Origin of the sequence: Neobacillus drentensis (assembly GCF_036965425.1) — a bacterium.
Taxonomy (GTDB): Bacteria; Bacillota; Bacilli; order Bacillales; family Cytobacillaceae; genus Neobacillus; species Neobacillus drentensis_F.
This window is the reverse complement of record NZ_JBALPP010000012.1, coordinates 17,319-35,734: the sequence shown is the minus strand read 5'-3', so window position 1 is coordinate 35,734 and position 18,416 is coordinate 17,319. Positions and strand designations below refer to the sequence as shown.

General features: G+C 39.1%; 18 protein-coding genes, 1 pseudogene and 1 riboswitch. Of the genes and pseudogenes, 6 read left to right on the top strand and 13 right to left on the bottom strand.

All coding sequences use genetic code 11. The features are described from left to right. Positions 1 to 11 precede the first annotated feature (11 nt). Entirely contained in the window at positions 12 to 281 is a 270-nt protein-coding gene (locus V7161_RS03075) for a YfhJ family protein (RefSeq protein ID WP_335442222.1), read from the bottom strand. Positions 282 to 413: 132 nt separating this feature from the next. On the opposite strand from V7161_RS03075, the gene V7161_RS03070 reads away from it, so the two are divergent. Beyond that, entirely contained in the window at positions 414 to 584 is a 171-nt protein-coding gene (locus V7161_RS03070; protein ID WP_223589771.1) for a small, acid-soluble spore protein K, read from the top strand. Positions 585 to 627: 43 nt separating this feature from the next. Here V7161_RS03070 and V7161_RS03065 read toward each other — a convergent pair whose 3' ends face one another. Beyond that, the gene (locus tag V7161_RS03065) at positions 628 to 951 is read right to left on the bottom strand and encodes a YfhH family protein (protein ID WP_335442221.1); all 324 of its coding nucleotides are present in this window, start codon (positions 949 to 951) and stop codon (positions 628 to 630) included. An 87-nt stretch (positions 952 to 1,038) separates the two neighbouring features. Between V7161_RS03065 and V7161_RS03060 the strand changes: the two genes are divergently transcribed. Then, positions 1,039 to 1,716: an SDR family NAD(P)-dependent oxidoreductase gene (locus V7161_RS03060; protein WP_335442220.1), complete on the top strand. Its 678-nt coding sequence runs from the start codon at positions 1,039 to 1,041 to the stop codon at positions 1,714 to 1,716. 7 nt (positions 1,717 to 1,723) lie between these two features. On the opposite strand, the gene recX is transcribed toward V7161_RS03060, so the two are convergent. Then, positions 1,724 to 2,533: a recombination regulator RecX gene (gene recX / locus V7161_RS03055; RefSeq protein ID WP_335442219.1), complete on the bottom strand. Its 810-nt coding sequence runs from the start codon at positions 2,531 to 2,533 to the stop codon at positions 1,724 to 1,726. Positions 2,534 to 2,608: 75 nt separating this feature from the next. Here recX and V7161_RS03050 point away from each other — a divergent pair, with 75 nt between their 5' ends. The 3 genes from V7161_RS03050 (at position 2,609) to V7161_RS03040 (ending at position 4,064) form a co-directional block, all read left to right on the top strand. Beyond that, on the top strand, positions 2,609 to 3,514 hold the full coding sequence (locus tag V7161_RS03050; protein WP_335442218.1) for a TIGR01777 family oxidoreductase: 906 nt from the start codon (positions 2,609 to 2,611) through the stop codon (positions 3,512 to 3,514). 115 nt (positions 3,515 to 3,629) lie between these two features. Then, positions 3,630 to 3,764 carry a YfhE family protein gene (locus tag V7161_RS03045; protein WP_223589763.1) on the top strand — a complete coding sequence of 45 codons (135 nt, stop codon included), beginning with the start codon at positions 3,630 to 3,632 and terminating at the stop codon, positions 3,762 to 3,764. A 111-nt stretch (positions 3,765 to 3,875) separates the two neighbouring features. Next, positions 3,876 to 4,064 carry a YfhD family protein gene (locus tag V7161_RS03040; protein WP_335442217.1) on the top strand — a complete coding sequence of 63 codons (189 nt, stop codon included), beginning with the start codon at positions 3,876 to 3,878 and terminating at the stop codon, positions 4,062 to 4,064. A 62-nt stretch (positions 4,065 to 4,126) separates the two neighbouring features. On the opposite strand, the gene V7161_RS03035 is transcribed toward V7161_RS03040, so the two are convergent. The 5 genes from V7161_RS03035 to V7161_RS03015 form a co-directional block, all read right to left on the bottom strand. Continuing rightward, on the bottom strand, positions 4,127 to 4,621 hold the full coding sequence (locus V7161_RS03035) for a DoxX family membrane protein (RefSeq protein ID WP_335442216.1): 495 nt from the start codon (positions 4,619 to 4,621) through the stop codon (positions 4,127 to 4,129). A 352-nt stretch (positions 4,622 to 4,973) separates the two neighbouring features. Beyond that, the gene (locus tag V7161_RS03030; RefSeq protein WP_335442215.1) at positions 4,974 to 6,212 is read right to left on the bottom strand and encodes a homoserine dehydrogenase; all 1,239 of its coding nucleotides are present in this window, start codon (positions 6,210 to 6,212) and stop codon (positions 4,974 to 4,976) included. Positions 6,213 to 6,286: 74 nt separating this feature from the next. After that, positions 6,287 to 6,399, bottom strand: a riboswitch (SAM riboswitch). Positions 6,400 to 6,475: 76 nt separating this feature from the next. Next, positions 6,476 to 7,147 carry a GNAT family N-acetyltransferase gene (locus tag V7161_RS03025; protein ID WP_335442214.1) on the bottom strand — a complete coding sequence of 224 codons (672 nt, stop codon included), beginning with the start codon at positions 7,145 to 7,147 and terminating at the stop codon, positions 6,476 to 6,478. Positions 7,148 to 7,168: 21 nt separating this feature from the next. After that, positions 7,169 to 7,831 carry a GNAT family N-acetyltransferase gene (locus V7161_RS03020; RefSeq protein WP_335442213.1) on the bottom strand — a complete coding sequence of 221 codons (663 nt, stop codon included), beginning with the start codon at positions 7,829 to 7,831 and terminating at the stop codon, positions 7,169 to 7,171. Positions 7,832 to 7,842: 11 nt separating this feature from the next. Continuing rightward, a complete protein-coding gene (locus tag V7161_RS03015; protein ID WP_335442212.1) occupies positions 7,843 to 8,703 on the bottom strand; it encodes a carbon-nitrogen hydrolase family protein in 861 nt (286 codons plus the stop codon). Positions 8,704 to 8,860: 157 nt separating this feature from the next. Between V7161_RS03015 and V7161_RS03010 the strand changes: the two are divergent. After that, positions 8,861 to 10,209: pseudogene (locus V7161_RS03010) on the top strand (IS3 family transposase). A 50-nt stretch (positions 10,210 to 10,259) separates the two neighbouring features. Here V7161_RS03010 and argH read toward each other — a convergent pair. The 5 genes from argH to V7161_RS02985 form a co-directional block, all read right to left on the bottom strand. After that, positions 10,260 to 11,636: an argininosuccinate lyase gene (gene argH / locus V7161_RS03005; RefSeq protein ID WP_335442211.1), complete on the bottom strand. Its 1,377-nt coding sequence runs from the start codon at positions 11,634 to 11,636 to the stop codon at positions 10,260 to 10,262. A gap of 236 nt (positions 11,637 to 11,872) precedes the next feature. After that, complete coding sequence (locus V7161_RS03000) at positions 11,873 to 13,084, bottom strand: argininosuccinate synthase (protein ID WP_335442210.1); 1,212 nt, start codon at positions 13,082 to 13,084, stop codon at positions 11,873 to 11,875. Positions 13,085 to 13,167: 83 nt separating this feature from the next. Continuing rightward, positions 13,168 to 14,133 (bottom strand): ornithine carbamoyltransferase, encoded by a 966-nt coding sequence (gene argF / locus V7161_RS02995; RefSeq protein ID WP_335442209.1) that lies wholly within the window; start codon positions 14,131 to 14,133, stop codon positions 13,168 to 13,170. Continuing rightward, the gene (gene carB / locus V7161_RS02990; protein WP_335442207.1) at positions 14,117 to 17,353 is read right to left on the bottom strand and encodes a carbamoyl-phosphate synthase (glutamine-hydrolyzing) large subunit; all 3,237 of its coding nucleotides are present in this window, start codon (positions 17,351 to 17,353) and stop codon (positions 14,117 to 14,119) included. The genes argF and carB overlap by 17 nt, the downstream gene beginning before the upstream one ends. After that, positions 17,340 to 18,416: a carbamoyl phosphate synthase small subunit gene (locus V7161_RS02985; RefSeq protein WP_335442244.1), complete on the bottom strand. Its 1,077-nt coding sequence runs from the start codon at positions 18,414 to 18,416 to the stop codon at positions 17,340 to 17,342. Before V7161_RS02985 ends, carB begins: the two co-directional genes overlap by 14 nt.

The window sequence follows — 18,416 nt, the reverse complement described above, 5'->3', positions numbered from 1 at the left end:
ACTTGCTTTTTTTAATGGAGTGTATTTTTTGCTTGCTCCAGAAAATGTTTATATTTCGGATTGGTCGCTGCAAATTCATGCAGTTTATCTCCGTAATGTTCAATCCATTGTTTAACAATTCTTTCTGTCATTTCACTGCCCATATATTCCCTGCCCGCTTTTGCGTATGTGGTTTCAAAATCCTCCCAAAGCAGCTCAACCCAAGTCCGCGCTTGCTGATAGGAAAGCTGGTCATTTTTGTCTAAAAGCAGGTTCGCTAATTTTTCATGATAATCATTCATACACACACCCCAATTGCCATTTTCTTATAACATAACCGTAAAAATTTAAGCAAATACTAACGTTACGTGGTAAGCATTGAAAGACAAGCAATGCTTTTCACGTTTTTCTCATTCCCTTTATGGAGGTACAGCATGAGAAATAAACAAACTGGGTTCCCAAATCAAAATAATAATAAGTTTGAGGGAGAACCGAGAGCAAAAGCAGAATATGCTTCAAAAAGAGCAAACGGCACTATCAATACGCATCCTCAAGAGCGTATGCGCGCTTCCGGTGAACGCGATGACGAATCACCACAATTTTAATTTGTAGTACTAAGACAAACCAGAGACTAGGTTCTCTGGTTTGTCACTTCAATTGCTTTAACAAGGATATCGGCAGTGCTTCTTCTTTACCATTACCTTTTAGCCGATAGCCCCAAGCAAATACGCCATTCATATAGTCTATTTTAAAATGCTGGCCAGGGTCTCCTTCAATTTCGTAAATTTCCCCAGATTTAAAGGATTCAGGGTTTAATAAATATGCTCTTGCCATTAAAACTTTTCTTTCAAGGACAGCAAATTCATTTACCATCCCCATTTGCTCGGTTTTTCTTGCTTTTTCTTGCAGCGCAGCAATTTCCTGCCTTAATTCATGCTCTGTCATTTCACTATACCGCTTCTCCTGTTGCATCCTTTTCCCTCCCATTTCTCTTTATTTTAGTATAGTTATTTTTGTAAAATTAATAAAGATAAAAACCATTTTGAAGGAGATAATTTAATGAAAACAATCATCGTAACTGGAGCTGGGACAGGCTTGGGAAAAGAGTTAGCATTTCTTTTTTCAAAAAAGGGGTATCATCTTTTGCTTGCTGGTAGAAATTCTGCTAAATTACTTGCTGCCAAAGATGAGATTGAATCCGGTGGCGGTACTGCTGATATCCTTGTACTAGACATTCGGAATAATGAAGAAGTTTCGGAGAAAATAAAAGATATTGGCAGTACCTGCCACATAGCTGGATTGGTGAATAATGCCGGTGTAGGACATTTTGGGCCGTTTGAAGAGATAGATGAAAAGCAAATCCTTGAAATGTTAAATACAAATGTGTTAGGAACAATTTTTATGACGAAGGCAGTATTACCGCTTCTACAGGTTAAGGGCGAAGGAAGGATTATGAATATAATTTCAACTGCGGGTTTACGCGGAAAGGTCAATGAAGCAGTTTATGCAGCGAGCAAATTTGCTGTCAGAGGCTTCACCGAAAGCCTGCAAAAGGAATATGAGGACAGTGGAATTAAAATTAATGCTGTTTACATGGGGGGCATGGCTACACCATTTTGGTCGGGCAGTGACCATATTAAAGATCCATCACGGCTAAGCTCACCTAAACAGGTGGCTGAAATGATATTTGAGCAAATTGATCAAAATGAGATTATTATTGAAAGTAAAAAATCATGACGGCTTGTCATGATTTTTTACTTTCAGCTAAGTACCTCTCGATTAAATCGATTGGAAAGCCTTTCCGATATAAAGCTTGCTTCATCTTTTGCTCATATTCGAAACCGCTGAATTGAGAGTATTTCCGATGGGCTTTTTCCCCCTGAAATTTAATGGCTTCCATTTCCTCATCAACTTCTTTATTCACTTCAGATTCATTAACAGCAATTTGAATAACCTCAAAAGGATATCCTTTTCTAAGCAGTAATTGCTCCAGCTTTTGCTTTTGAATTTTAAAAGAGTCCTTGGAATTCTTTTGGAAGAACTTATCGCTCATTTTCGTTGCTTTTCCTATCTGCTGTTCGAGCGGAAATTCCTCGAGTGCACGAAGACGAATTCCCTCCTCAATCCCTCTTTCCTTTAATTCCAGTTTGATTAAATCAGGACCTTTATCAGTCGTATTGGCCAGTGTTCGTACATAAGCAAAAGCATAATCCTCATCATTGATGTATTTCTGATTTATTAATTTATGAACAACTTCCTCGATAACAGGTTCATCTACTTCTTTTTGAATAAGATAATCCCTAATTTCTTTCGCCGACCTCATTCTCCTAGCTAAATAATTTACAGCTAGATTATATGCCTTACGAATATCATCCTGGAACTGAATTTCCATGAAGGAAAAATCATCAATTTCCATGCCTTTTTTTAACTGAAATTTTATTAATACATCACTATCAACACTAAAGGCATATTCCTCGCCTTTTCCGTAATCCATAAACACATTAAATCGGTCTTGATTTTTCTGCTGTGTGGTGATTTTCGTAATAATAGCCATTTCCTTCACCTCAAGAATACTTTACCATATTTTTCATTTGATATAGTAAAATAAAAGCAAACGGGGGTGTTTTTCATGAAAATTGCAATCGCGGGCGGAACTGGCTTTGTCGGGAAGGCACTGGTAGAAGAATTCCTAAAAAACAATCATAAAGTCGTTATTTTAACTAGAAGGTTACCTGCCATAAAAAAAAATGACCGAATTAAATATGTACAATGGCTGAGTGAAAATTCAAACCCCATATCCGAACTTCAGAATACTGATATTTTTATTAACCTTGCTGGAGAGTCGATTAATAGCGGCAGATGGACAGAAAAAAGAAAAAACAAAATATTAATCAGCCGGCTTGAGGCTGTTAATGAGCTATTAGAAATAATGAAGAAATTGGAACGTAAACCAAAGGCATTTATTAATGCCAGTGCAGTCGGTATTTATGGAACTTCATTAGACAAGGTGTTTACAGAAGAAGAGCAAATACTCGGAAATGATTTCTTAGCTGAAACCGTCAAGCAATGGGAATACGAAGCAGGTTTTGCAGCAAAATTGGGAATACGCACTACCTTTTGTAGATTCGGAATTATCCTTGACCGTAACGGGGGAGCATTGCCAAAAATTGCATTTCCATATAAGGCTTTTATTGGTGGGAATATCGGCCTTGGCCGGCAGTGGATGTCGTGGATTCATATTGAAGATATCGTCAAAGGGATTACTTTTATTATTGAAAACGAGAACATTCAAGGACCAGTTAATTTTACGGCACCAAACCCGGTTACAATGAGCGAGTTTGGAAAAACACTTGCTCTGGTATTACATCGTCCTCATTGGCTGCCGGTTCCAAGCTTTGTCCTCCGATTACTTTTGGGAGAAATGAGTACATTAGTTGTCGATGGTCAAAAGGTATTACCAAATAAATTATTGGATTCAGGTTTTAAATATAAATACTGTGATCTTCAAAAAGCCTTACAAAATATATTTACTTAAATCGGTATCATTCCTTTCCTAAAAGGTAAAAATGGAAATAAGTACATATAGTGCTTTATTTTTACCACATAGCTTGATGACGATTGACAAAAAAATGTTGAAAGGAATGAGCAAAATGGCTGAAAAGAAAAAAAAGGATAAGGATAGAGGGAAATACAGTCTTACAAGCATGCAAGAGGTATCCTATCAGAGGGAATTTAAAATGGCAGACCGTGCAGGCGGTTATTCCGACAGAAAAACGAAGCTATAGAACACCAAATTTTTAAAGAATTTTCCATTAATGGACCCCTTTTAATTTGTTAAAACTACAGTAGAGAGCATTTTTCCTCTCAACAGTTAACATTTGAAAGGGGTTTTTGCAATGGGCCGTTCACGCGGACATGGTTCACGAGATAAAAATAAGGCTTCACTTCCACAAGTGCCAAAAAACATGAAATCAGATGGACAGGATGTTGAGTTTTCGAAGGAAATGGCTGATGGAGCCGATCTTGAGGCACTGGCACGCGCTAATGCAGCCAACCAGCGCGTCCAAAATCGAAGTAAAAAATAATCCTAAAAAAAAGAAGCAGGTTTGCCCTGCTTCTTTAATTTTAATTTTTCATTGTTTTAACACTAATTCATGTTCACATTTTTTGCATGGACTTTTTGGAAATAGCCTTTGACAAATGGTACTGTAAATCGGTCAAGTCCGAAGTAGTAAGCTCCAGTACCTGCGAATAATAGAATCATCGCTGCTGTATAAAGTATTGGATTAGTGCTTGTTGTTCCCGCGAGCATAAAGTTTAAGTTCATGAATGCGCCGGCGATTAATGCGGGAATTGTTGCTAATCCCACTATTAAACCTATACCTACTAACATTTCTCCCCAAGGAATCAAGACATTAAAGATATGAACATTTGGGATCGCGAATTGTTGTAAAAAGTCAGCGTACCAGGCTTGCACTGCTGGATGTTCCCCTGTTGCATTTACCAGAGCCCCTTTAAGGAAACCACCTGCAGCAAAACCGCCTGTTAATTTATGATAACCTGCCTCAATCCATTGTAAGCCAAGCCAAACTCGTAATACTGTCCATACAACTGCAGCAAGAGGTGTTTTGTACCATCTCATCACAATCATCTCCTATTTATTTCTTGTGAAGTATTTCACAAGTTTATGAATGATTTTAACTTCCCTTTTTGTTAGGGACGAATCAGCTAGCTGTTATTGTAGTAGAAGGTTGTGAATCATTTCACTATCTTCTCTACACTTTTAATATACTCTCCTGTATATATAACCGCAACGACTTTCACAGTTTCTTAACATATTAATATTAGAAATTTGAAGAGAATGTGAACATAGCAGGTTTTATTGTGGATAGTGTGCATAACAATGTGAAATAGCTATATTCAAAGTTTTTTAATGGGGATAAATCTGTGGATTAAAAAGAGCATCCAATAAAAAAAGATGCTCTTTTTATTACCTATAATACTGATACCTTTTCCTCGAATGAGACAATTTCACTTTCAAATTCCCCAAGGATTGGAAAATAACTAATTCTTTCATCTAGCTTTGCAAGTTTATCTAAATCCTTTTTTTCAGCCTTAATAACAAATATTCCATTAGAAATTTCATCAATCCAGGAGATTGATGGTTTTAAGAGATTTTTGGAAAGACCAGTTATTAACCAGAATTCTTTCGTCTGCCCTTTTTTATGCTCTAGTTCTTCGGAGACAGTTTGATTAAAATTTCGTTTTATATGATTGTTTTGACACACGTAAGCCAAATCCTCTATAACAGCACTAGCTGTAGGAAACATCCCCGCTCCAGGACCCTGCAGTGTGATTCTGCCAACAATATCTGAATGAACACTTACAGCATTCTCGACGCCTTCTACATGATAAAAAGGATTCTCCTTCCCGACAAGAGCTGGCTTAACAGATACCTGTAATTGACTGCCTTCCTTAGAGATACTGGCAATATGTTTAAATCTCAATTCTAATTTTTCGGCAGCGTCAATTAATTCACTTGTGATAGAAGTGATTCCTTGACGTTCAACGTCCTGCCAATTCGGTTCTTCTCCAAATGCAATTCGGCTGAGAATCATTGCTTTGTAAAAGGCATCGAAGCCTTCGACATCATTGGTTGGGTCTGCTTCTGCATAGCCATTTTTTTGAGCCTGAAGCAAGGCTTCGGCAAAGGACCACTTCTTTTCTCTCATTTCGGTTAGGATGAAATTTGAGGTTCCATTTAGTATTCCTTGAATTTGTTGAACCCGGTTAATTTTTAATAATTGCCTTAATGTCTGTATGACGGGAATCCCTCCGGCTACTGTAGCTTCAAATCCAACCGAGACATTTTTTTCATTTGCCAGTGCGATCAGCTGTTTCCCGTGGTGTGCAAACATTTCCTTATTCGCTGTAATAATGTGGCTGCCCCGCTCAATTGCCTTTTGCAAAAAAGTAAAGGTTGGCTCCTTGTTTACAATGGCTTCAATTACAATATCAAGCTTTGGCAAGTTAAGTATATCTTCAAAGTCTGTAGTTACTAAAACATCTTTACGAATATTTCTTTCCCTCTGCTTATTTTTGATTAGAATAGCCGCCACTTCCACTCTTTTGCCTAAAACGGCTTCAAGGTCGTCAGCATGGGATTCAATTGTCCGGTAGACACCCTCTCCAACCGTTCCAAAACCTAAGATTGCCACCTTTATTACAGTCATTTTTTTGCACCCCTTCAATAAATAGTTAGAAAATACGAAAAACCCTCTTCATAAGAAGAGGGCACGGATTCCTCCTCTTATCTATCAGGTTTTATCAAAACCTGCAGGAATTAGCACCTTTTCAAGGATTACCTTGAAGGTTGCCGGGCTTCATCGGGCCATGTCCCTCCGCCGCTCTGGATAAGAGATATATAATTTTTCATTAAATTTCCAAGAATATAAAATGAATATTAGCTGAATCTTCAGTCAATGTCAATAGTTTTTTAAAGCGGCAATAATTCAATTGTTTCTTTATTACCGATTTTTTCAATCATATTAAGCCATTCCTGCGGTTTATTTGAAAGCACTGAATAATACGTAGTGAGAAAATCTTTTACAAGAGATGCTGGTAAACCATGGACCTCACCACTTGTCGGCATAAAGCATAAATCGAGGCCAGAAACAGCCTCACCGTTATTTTCCCATGATGGATGGACGTAAGCGAGATCCAGACGGTTATAGCCTAGATGGGATAGTACCTCCCTGCGCACATATGGATCCATCACTTTCACACCGCCGAATTCATGATGTTCTACTCTATATGGATCATAAATTTCAGCGAACATACCAAAAAGCTCTTTTTCGTTCTCTTTTGCAAGCATTTGTAAATCCTTCAAACGATTCTGTGCTAAAAATCGGCCAAGGCTTAACCCTGGCTTACTAATAATGGTGAAGTCTGTCATTGCGATATTCCAATTCGGGTAATATCGGTATTCTGTAGCTCCCACTACCTGATCACCATCAATCGCAACAAATACGCGGATACTTGGATCTTCTAGCGGTTCTTTCCATAGCTCATAATCCAATACTTCCTCAGGCGGGAATATCTTCCCCATTAAATCATGAAGCTTTTTAAAATTTGGGTCCTGAATATTTGTTATTCGTTTATACTCCATTTGTATATAAGCCCCCATTCTTTATTTGAATGGATTCCTCCATTCCATAATCGCTGCATGATTGCAGGATTCTTCATCATCTAGATAATTTGTTGAAACACCTAAGGGGACACGGCCGCAGCCTAGGAGAAAGGTAATGACAGGGTCCCTTACCTCCCCCTTAATGATGGCAGTCAAGTATTCTTCGGGCGTCATTTGATGCGCCACTTTATGATAGCCAGGCATCCTGCCCCCACCAAGCAGCCGGTCAAACCCCTTTTCAATCACAACATGATACATAGCCTGCATCATTAACTTACCAAGACCCAGTTTTCGGTACTTTGGGCGAACGCTGATATCTACAATATACAAGGAATTTCCATTCGGTTTATGGTTACGGATATACCCGTGATCAGTGATTTTATCCCATGAATGATTGATTTCTTTTGGATCAAAATCCACACATAGACCGGTGAGAGAGCCCGCTAGCACTCCATCTACCTCCACACATATAGCTCCTTCTTGAAAAAGAGTAACATGGTTAGTTAATTGCTCTTTATTCCACCATAATTCCGATGGAAAAGGAGGAGGAAAGCATTCAGCTTGGATTTCAATGAGCTGGTCAAAATCCTCTTTTGTATAATTGCGAATGATAACCGGCATTGGTTTTTCCATATCAAAAACAAAAAATTCACTTCTGTACATCCGATCACATCCTACTTTTCCCAATCAGGGTATAAATCAGTTCTGCGGTCGCGCCAGGTTGTAACAGAACCGCGTTCGCGGACTTCATACAATAGATCTAAATCAAGATCAGCTGTCACAACCATATCATCATTAATTTCCCCTTCCACTAAAATGCCGCGCGGCGGGAAAGGAATATCATTAGGAGTAATAATAACTGCCTGGCCAAAATTTGCCCTCATAAAGTCAACTGTTGGCAGTGAGCCAACTGTTCCGGTTAAAACCACATATACTTGATTTTCGATTGCCCGTGCATGACTGGTGTACCGCACCCGATGAAAGCCATGACGATCATCCGTACAGGATGGACAAAAAATAACATCAGCGCCTTTTGCTTTGGCCATACGGACAATTTCCGGAAATTCAATATCATAGCAAGTAAGAAGGGCTATTTTTCCTTTTTCTGTTTCAAAAATTTGAAACGAATCACCAGGTACCATACTCCACTCCTTTACCTCTGTGGGAGTAATATGAAGCTTTGCCTGTTCGCCAATTCTTCCGTCAGGGTAAAATAAATGGGCGGTATTGTAAAGCTTATTATCTTTTTTAATAACATGCGTACCGGCAATAATATGCATGTTGGTCTGTCTGGCAAAGTTAGAAAACAACTCTCGGTATTGTTCCGTAAAGTCTGGCAAATCGTCAATGGTTAGACTTTCCCCCTTTCCGTTGCCAATGGAAAGAAGCTGTGTGGTAAAAAACTCAGGGAACAAAACAAATTCAGCCCCGAATTCTTCAGCTGTTTTTATATAATGCTCACACTGAGCAGCGAATTCTTCAAACGAATTAATCGTATGTAAATGGTACTGCACTACTGAAACTCTATATTTCATATCTAACCTCCACACATTAGTTTGGAAATTTTCCCTAAGGAAATTATCCCCTATTTTGGATTTTCATACAAATAATTTGCCATATGAAAAGCCCGCCAATTTGAACTGCACCAAAATTGTTAGACACAAAACTAACAATGGGGGTGCAGTTTTTTTAATGGCTAAATTTACATTCGAGGACAAGTTATGGGCAGTAAAAGAATATGAAAATGGTTCCCTGTCTTATAGGGATATTGCTAAAAAGCTAGGTACTGTTCATAAAACAATTCAACTGTGGGTAAACCTTTATTTAGAACACGGAGAGGATTCCTTAAGAAAAAGTTATGCAAACTACTCCGCAGCGTTTAAAATGGAGGTACTCAAATAGATGGACGATAATTGGGCATCTCTTATTGATACAGCGGCGAAGTTTAATATTCCTAATCCTACCACTATTAATAACTGGAAAAGAGCTGTTGAAACAAAAGGAGAGGAAGCCCTATTACCAAAGAAGAAGGGGCGACCTCCCATGACAAAAGAAAGAAAAAAGAACAATTCGACCAGTCAAACCAATGAATCCCTTATCCAAGAAATCGAGCGTTTACGAATGGAGAACGCTTATCTAAAAAAGTTGAATGCCTTAGTTCAGGAAAAGGAGAAATTACAACAAAACTCAAAGCGCAAGTAATTTTTGAACTAAGGAATGAATATAAAGTCGCTGAGTTGATCAAGATTGCGGATATCAAAAGAAGTACGTATTCTTATTGGACAAAACACATGGACCGCACTGATAAATACTCAAAGGTGAAAGAAGAAATACAAGAAATATATCACCAACATAAGGGTCGTTATGGACACCGTAACATTAAAAAAGAGCTTGATAAGAAAGGCTTAATTCTTGACCCCAAGACAGTCCTCAAGCTAATGAATCAGATGGGGATCAAGTGCCAGGTTCGTATGAAGAAATATAAGTCCTATCGCGGAAATGTAGGGAAAGTTGCGCCTAACGTGCTAAATCGGGATTTCCAAGCCAACAAGGCTAATCAGAAATGGGTAACAGACGTAACAGAATTCAGCCTTTTCGGACAAAAACTCTATCTATCTCCTATTCTTGATTTGTTTAATAGTGAGGTCATCTCGTATACAGTTAAGTCTCGTCCCTCTTTTGATTTAGTAGGCGAAATGCTTGAACAAGCTTTAGAGGTTTTACATCCAGAGGATAAGTTGATTCTCCACTCAGATCAAGGATGGCATTACCAAATGCCCAAGTACCAGAAAACTCTAAAAGACCGGAATATTACACAAAGCATGTCCCGAAAGGGAAATTGTCTCGATAATGCCGTTATCGAGAACTTCTTTGGCATCCTAAAGACAGAACTCCTCTATCTCCAGGATTTTGAAAGTATTGAGCATTTTATACAGGAATTACACGATTATATTTACTACTACAACAATATACGTATAAAGAAAAAGCTAAAAGACCTGAGTCCAGTAGAATACCGGTCTCAGGTCCAACAGGTTGCTTAATAAATATATGTCTAACTTTTTTGGTTCACTTCAATTCGGCGAGCTTTATATTATTGCTGCAGCTTTCCTTCAGCAAGTTTAATTTGCGCTTTCACCTGCTCTGGTGACGTTCCTCCGAAGCTATTGCGGACAGCCACTACATGTTCCGGGGCTAATACTTCATAAATATCCTCTTCAAACAATGGGCTGAACTGCTGATATTCATCGAAGCTTAAATCCAGTAAAAATTTGCTGGATTGGATCGCATATAAAACAATTTTCCCGATAACTTCATGGGCATCACGGAACGGCAATCCTTTTCTAACTAGATAATCGGCAATATCTGTAGCATTAGAAAAATCATTGTTAATCGCTTTTCGCATGATTTCTTTATTCACGGTCATAGTTTCAATCATCGGTGCGAGGAGCATTAATGAGCCTTCCAGTGTTTCAACAGTATCAAACATACCTTCTTTATCTTCTTGTAGATCTTTATTATACGCCAGTGGCAATCCTTTAAGGACTGTTAATAAACCTATTAAATTGCCATAGGTGCGCCCTGTTTTTCCTCTAAGCAATTCTGGTACGTCAGGATTTTTCTTTTGCGGCATAATGCTTGATCCGGTACAAAAAGAATCATCAAGCTCGACAAATTGGAATTCCTGGCTGGACCAAATCACTAATTCTTCAGAAAATCTGGAGATATGCGTCATGATGATTGACCCGATTGATAGAAATTCAAGGATAAAATCACGGTCACTGACGGCATCCATGCTATTTGGATAGATGGTTTCAAATCCGAGCAGGTCGGCAACAAGTTCGCGGTTTATCGGAAAAGTCGTCCCTGCTAATGCTCCAGAACCAAGTGGAAGCCAGTTTACACGTTTCAAAGAATCTAACAATCTCTCTTTATCACGTTCAAACATCCAAAAATAAGCCATTAAATGATGGGCAAATGACACTGGCTGAGCACGCTGCAAATGTGTATAACCAGGAATCAGTGTTTCTACGTTCTCCTTGGCCTGCTTGATGATCGCCTGCTGGACATCTTCGACTAATTTAATCAACTCAGTCGTTTTTGTACGAAGATATAAATGCATGTCTGTTGCGACTTGATCGTTACGGCTGCGTCCGGTATGGAGTTTGCCGCCGACAGGTCCAATTTCTTCAATTAAAAGCTTTTCAATATTCATATGAATATCTTCATCTTCTATTAAAAATTCTACTTCGTTACGATCCACTTTCTCTTTAATCTTAAGAAGACCATTTTTTATTTTGTCAGCATCCTCCATTGGGATGATACCGCATTCCCCAAGCATTGTGACATGGGCAAGGCTTCCGGCGATATCTTCTTTTGCTAGTTTTTGATCAAAAGAGATTGAAGCAGTAAATTCTTCGACTAATTTATTCGTTTCTTTTGTAAAACGTCCGCCCCATAGCTTGGACATGTTATTTTCCCCTTTCAAACTGGGCTTTTTTAATGTTTTTTTGTTTGGAAAAAAATTTATCGGCGGATTTTGCAGGTTTATCGGCGAATCTTACCATTTTATCGGCGAATTTTTCATTTTATCGGCGAATTTTCAAATTTATCGGCGAATCGCAAAATTCCATAAGTAAAGCTCCAAAATCTGCCTTCCATTAAGAAGTTTGCCCCCGAAATTTTGGCTTCGAGGGCGCTTTAGAATTATTTTAAAACTGATTCTTTTTTGGTTACCTCAGAATAAACCTTTGTTGGCAGTCCCCATAGTTTAATGAAACCAACTGCTGCATTGTGGTCGAATGCATCACCTTTTGTATAGGTTGCTAGTTCTTCGTTATAAAGGCTGTATGGAGATTTACGTCCAACTACAGTATGACTGCCTTTATGAAGCTTCACTCGAATTGTTCCAGTAACGGTTTTTTGTGTTTCATTAATAAACGCATCAAGAGCTGGTTTAATTGGTGAATACCAAAGGCCTTCATATATAATCTTTGCCATCTGCTGCTCAACCTGTGTCTTAAATTGTGTTACCTCACGAGTCAATGTTAAAAACTCTAATTCCTTATGAGCATTAATTAAAATTAACGCAGCAGGATTTTCATAGACTTCACGAGATTTGATTCCTACTAATCTATTTTCAATGTGGTCAATTCGGCCAACACCATGTTTGCCGCCAAGAGTGTTCAAATCTTCGATTAATTGTACTAAAGGAAGTTTTTCGCCATTAAGAGCAACAGGAACACCTTGTTCAAATTCAATTTCAACATACTCCGCCTGGTCTGGAGTTAGTTCAATTGGATTCGTCCAGTCGTATGCTTCTTCAGGTGCTTCTGCCCAAGGATCTTCAAGAACTCCTGCCTCACAGGCACGTCCCCAGATGTTGGCATCAATTGAGAATGGATTATCCAAATCAACAGGGATTGGAATACCGTTTTCCTGCGCATACTTGATTTCCTCATCACGTGTCATGCCCCATTCACGAACCGGAGCGACCACTTTTAAACTTGGATTCAATGCTTGAACAGAAACCTCGAAGCGAACCTGGTCATTTCCTTTACCTGTACAGCCGTGGGCTACTGCTGCAGCACCCTCTTGTTCTGCAACCTCGACTAGTAATTTTGAAATTAATGGTCGTGAAAGGGCAGATGAAAGCGGGTATTTCCCTTCATATAAGCAATTCGCCTTTAAAGCTGGAAGAATATACTCCTTTGCTAATAATTCTTTAGCATCGATCATGATGGCTTTTATAGCGCCAACGTTTAGGGCTTTATTTTTAATTGCTTCAAGATCTTTTCCTTCACCAACATCCAGACCTAATGCAATAACATCATATCCGTATTTTTCCTGAATCCATTTAACCGAAACCGAAGTATCTAAACCGCCTGAATAGGCTAAAACAATTTTCTCTTTCGCCATTTTTAATATCTCCTTACGTTTGTGTGTATTATTATTCAATCAATAGAATTATTATACACTATTTCTCAAAAAAATAAATACTATTATGCTAGTAATAATTTTAAAATTGCTTTTTGTGCGTGTAAACGGTTTTCTGCTTCATCAAAAACAACGGAATGCGGCCCGTCAATGATTTCAGCCGTTACCTCTTCACCGCGATGTGCCGGTAAACAGTGCAAGAAGATAAAATCATCTTTGGCATACTGACAAAGCTCCTTATTAACCTGATAGGATGCAAAATCCTTAAGTCTCTTTTCTGTTTCTTCTTCCTGCCCCATGCTGGTCCATACATCTGTCACAATGACATCTGCACCCTTCACAGCTTCAACTGGATCATTAGTAATCATAACTGTACTGCCATATTGTTTCCCTGCTTTAATTGCCTTTTCGGTAATTTTTCCATTAGGCAAATATCCCGGCGGACTGGCAATGCTAATGTCCATTCCCACCTTCACAGCGCCTTCCATTAAGGAATGTGCCATATTATTGTTTCCGTCCCCAATATAACAAAGCTTTAATCCGGCCAATTTTCCTTTATGTTCAAGGATGGTTAAAAGGTCCGCCATTACTTGGGTTGGATGCTGCAAATCCGTTAAACCATTTATAACGGGGATAGAAGCATGTTCAGCTAATTCTTCAACAGATTCATGGCCAAAAGTTCGGATCATTAAGCCATCAACATAGCGCGATAATACTTTTGCCGTATCGGAAATACTTTCGCCTCTTCCAAGCTGAATATCACGTGAACTCAAGAATATCGCATGGCCCCCGAGCTGAAGCATGCCAACCTCAAAAGATACCCTTGTACGTGTCGAAGATTTTTCAAATATCATTCCCAATACTTTCCCGCTTAAGTATGGATGTGGTTTACCCTGTTTTTGCATAGCCTTCAGTTCCTGAGCCTCGTCCAGAAGATATAAGATTTCCTCTGGACTGAAATCAGAAAGCTGTAAAAAGTCTTTTCCTTTAAATTGTAATTTATTCTCGTTCAACTTAATGGCTTCTAGCATGAACAGCACCTCTTTCATTCAAATTGTAAAATTCGCTTACTGAGCGGACATCAAGATTAGTAATCGGACCTTTTTGTAAACCAATGGTCGCTTCCACCGTATCCAAATGTGTGTAAACCGGCACCTTATACCGTATCGCCTGCTCCCGAATTTGAAAACCAAATTTCAGTTTATTTCGGCCTTGGTTTGGCAGATTAATGACTGCCTTCATTTTCTGATTACGGAAAAGGTGGTTAATATCCTGATCATCCCTTACTACTTTATCAACAGGGATGCCATTTATTTCAAAAAATAATGCTGTTCCTTCTGTTGCCGCTAATTTAAACTTTTTTTCTAAAAGCTCTTTAACTATTGGAAGACTAGCCGGCTTTTCTCGATCAGAAATGGAACATAAAATATAGTTATCTTCTATTTTCCCCTCTAAAGCTGGTATTGCCTTATTAAGGGCTTCTTGATAGGTCAGACCCATTCCAAGCGCTTCACCTGTTGACTTCATCTCAGGTCCAAGTACATGGTCCACACCCTTTAATTTACTGGATGAAAAAATAGGTGCTTTCACAGCAAAATAATTTGGTTCTGGCATTAATCCTTGGTTCAGACACAAATCACTTAAGGATTCGCCTAATTGTACACTCGTCGCCCACTCAATCATCGGAGCTCCCGTTACTTTGCTGATAATAGGCACCGTTCTTGATGACCTCGGGTTTACCTCTAATACATAGACTTGATTTTCATAAATAACAAACTGAATATTCATCATTCCAACAATCGGCGTAGTCTTTGCGATCCTGCTCGCATAATCTATTAATGTTTCTTTTTGTTTTTCTGATAATGAAATTGGTGGAAAGACTGATATACTATCGCCTGAGTGAACACCTGCTTTTTCGATATGTTCAAAGATTCCAGGTACCACAATCGATTCCCCATCACTAATCACATCAATCTCGCATTCTAGTCCGGGCATAAACTTATCTACTAATAACGGCCACATTTTTTCGCTTGAGTTATTTTCAAGCTGCTTCGTGTAACCTCTTAGTTCCTCTTCTGAAAAAATGGTAAACATCGATTGTCCGCCAATCACGTAAGATGGTCTTACGAGAACTGGGTAGCCTAATTCTCCCGCTGCTTCAACCAGTTTTTCTGTGGTATCGGCGGTTTTTCCTTCAATATGAGGAATTTGTAAATCCTCTAGAAGCTGATAAAATTCTTTCCGGTCTTCTAATCGATCTACATTCTGAACTGATGTGCCTAGGATTTTTACCCCTTCTTCTTCTAAATCATGTGCAAGATTAATCGCCGTCTGCCCGCCGAACTGAATTAAGACCCCTTCAACTTTTTCCTTTTCAATGACATGCAGAACATCTTCAGCCGCAAGGGGTTCAAAATATAGTCGATCTGCAACTGAATAGTCGGTGCTGACAGTTTCTGGGTTATTATTTATTACAACAGCTTCAAAACCTTTTTTCTTTATTGCTTTTGCTGCATGAACCGAGCAGTAATCGAACTCAATCCCTTGGCCAATTCTTATTGGTCCTGAACCGATGACAAGAATCTTCTTCTTGTTGGTGATTTCCACTTCATCAAATCCATGCCAGGTAGAGTAATAGTATGGAGTAACGGCATCAAATTCAGCCGAGCATGTATCGACCATCTTATAGCCTGGTTTCCAATTCAGTTCCTTCCATTTGCTTCTCACTTGTTTTTCAGGAATATTGTAAATTTGCGATAAAAGCTTATCAGCAATATTATTTCGCTTTGCCTGCTTCAGCAGGGTAACAGGAACCTCACTCCAATGATATGAAGCTAATTCCTTTTCCAAAGAAACGATTGAATTAATTTTGTGCAAAAACCATGGATCTATCTGGGTCAGCTGTTGAATTTTTTCAAGAGAAATTCCTCGTTTGAATGCTTCAGCAATAATAAACAGACGTCGGTCATTCGCTGTTTTAAGAAGGTCGATGATAGATGATTCTGTTAATGACTTATTTGTCTCTAAGCAAAGACCATATACATTCATTTCCATCGATCTGATTGCTTTATTTAAAGCACCCTCAAAGGTCCGATCAATGGCCATGACTTCCCCAGTTGCTTTCATTTGCGTCCCTAATGTCCGATCGGCTTCAGGGAATTTGTCAAACGGAAAGCGCGGCAGTTTTACCACAATATAATCAATCGCTGGCTCAAACGAAGCAAAGGTGTTGCCTGTTATCGGATTCACAATCTCATCTAAGTGATAGCCGATCGCGCATTTTGCCGCCATCCTTGCTATTGGATAGCCGGTAGCTTTTGATGCCAAAGCAGATGAGCGGCTAACCCTCGGATTTACTTCAATGATGTAATACTGGTTAGATTCAGGATGAAGCGCAAACTGGATATTACATCCTCCGATAATTCCTAATTCACGAATGACCTTTAGGGAACAATCACGGAGCATCTGATACTGAACATCTGTTAGGGTTTGTGATGGCGCAACTACAATGGAGTCACCCGTATGGACACCAACTGGGTCCATGTTTTCCATATTACAAACAATGATGCAGGTATCATTGGCATCTCTCATGACCTCGTATTCGATTTCCTTCCAGCCTTTGATACTGCGTTCTACTAACACCTGTTGGATCGGACTTGCAGCTAAACCTTTTTTCAGAACGATTTCAAGTTCCTCAGCATTGTGGGCAAAACCGCCTCCATCCCCTCCAAGCGTATAAGCTGGGCGGATAATGACAGGAAAACCAATTTCGTTCACAAATGCTACACCTTCATCGTAGCTGTGAATGATTGCTGATTCTGGAATTGGTTCGCTGATCTGAAGCATCAAATTACGGAACTTTTCACGATCTTCCCCTTTTTTGATTGACTCTACTGAAGTTCCAAGCAATTCTACATTGTATTTTTCTAATATATTCTGTTCATATAATTGTACTGTTAAATTTAATCCAGTTTGCCCGCCAAGGGTACCGATGATTCCATCCGGCTTTTCCTTCTGGATGATTTTTTCAATCGTTTCAACATTCAATGGTTCAATATACACCTTATCGGCTACGGCTTCATCCGTCATGATAGTAGCAGGATTATTGTTAATTAAAACGACTTCTAAGCCCTCTTCCTTAAGAGCAATACAAGCTTGTGTTCCTGCATAGTCAAATTCTGCTGCCTGACCGATAACAATCGGGCCTGATCCGATTACTAGTACTTTTTTTAAGTTTTTATTTAAAGGCATAGCGAGTCTCTCCTAGTGAAGCTATCTGGCTTACGAAATCTTTTAAAATATATTCTGTATCACTTGGCCCCGGGTGGGCTTCAGGATGGAATTGAACGGTTTGGATTGGATAGCTTTGATGCATTAGTCCTTCAATTGATTGGTCATTTACATTACGGTAGGTAATATCGAATACCTGACAATCGATGCTTTCATCCACGACCACAAAGCCATGATTTTGAGCAGTCATTTTTACTTTTCCTGTTCGCAATTCTTTGACAGGATGATTGCCGCCGCGGTGGCCGTAGGCAAGTTTTGTTGTTTTCGCACCGTATGCCAAGGCGATTAACTGATGCCCCAAGCAAATTCCGAGCGTTGGGAAGTACTGACTAATCTTTTTTATTTCCGAAAAATACTTCTGGAGTGCCATCGGGTCTCCAGGACCATTTGAGAGTAAGACTCCATCCGGATTCAATGCTTTAATTTTTTCATACGAAGTATTATAAGGCACGATTGTAACGGAACAACCTTCCTCTAAAAGAGCATTCAGAATCGATTTTTTATAACCAAAATCGATTAATACAACATGCGGTCCATTGTTTTTGAAAAATTGAATCTTTTCCGTCGATACTTTTTCCACCCATAGTGGTGCTTTTTCAGTATCTAAAAATTGTGCTTCCTTCGCTGTACTTAAATATCCTTTAACGGTTCCGCGGCTTCGAATGGTTTTGACAAGAAGTCGAGTATCCACTCCGGCAATCCCTGGAACACCTGCCTGCTTTAGTTTTTCGGAAAATTTATTAATCGATTGATAATGGCTCGGCATTTCACATAAATCCCCAATTACTACTCCAGCCAAAGCTGGGGAAATGCTTTCATCATCGAGCGCATTAACACCGTAATTTCCAATTATCGGGTAACAAAATGTAATGATTTGTCCAGCATAGGAAGGATCGGTAATGATTTCTTGATAGCCGGTCATACTCGTATTAAAAACGACCTCTCCGAGAGAATCCTTTTGGGCACCAATCAGCATTCCTTCAAATACTTCTCCCGTTTCCAAAGTAAGATATCCTTGTTTCAA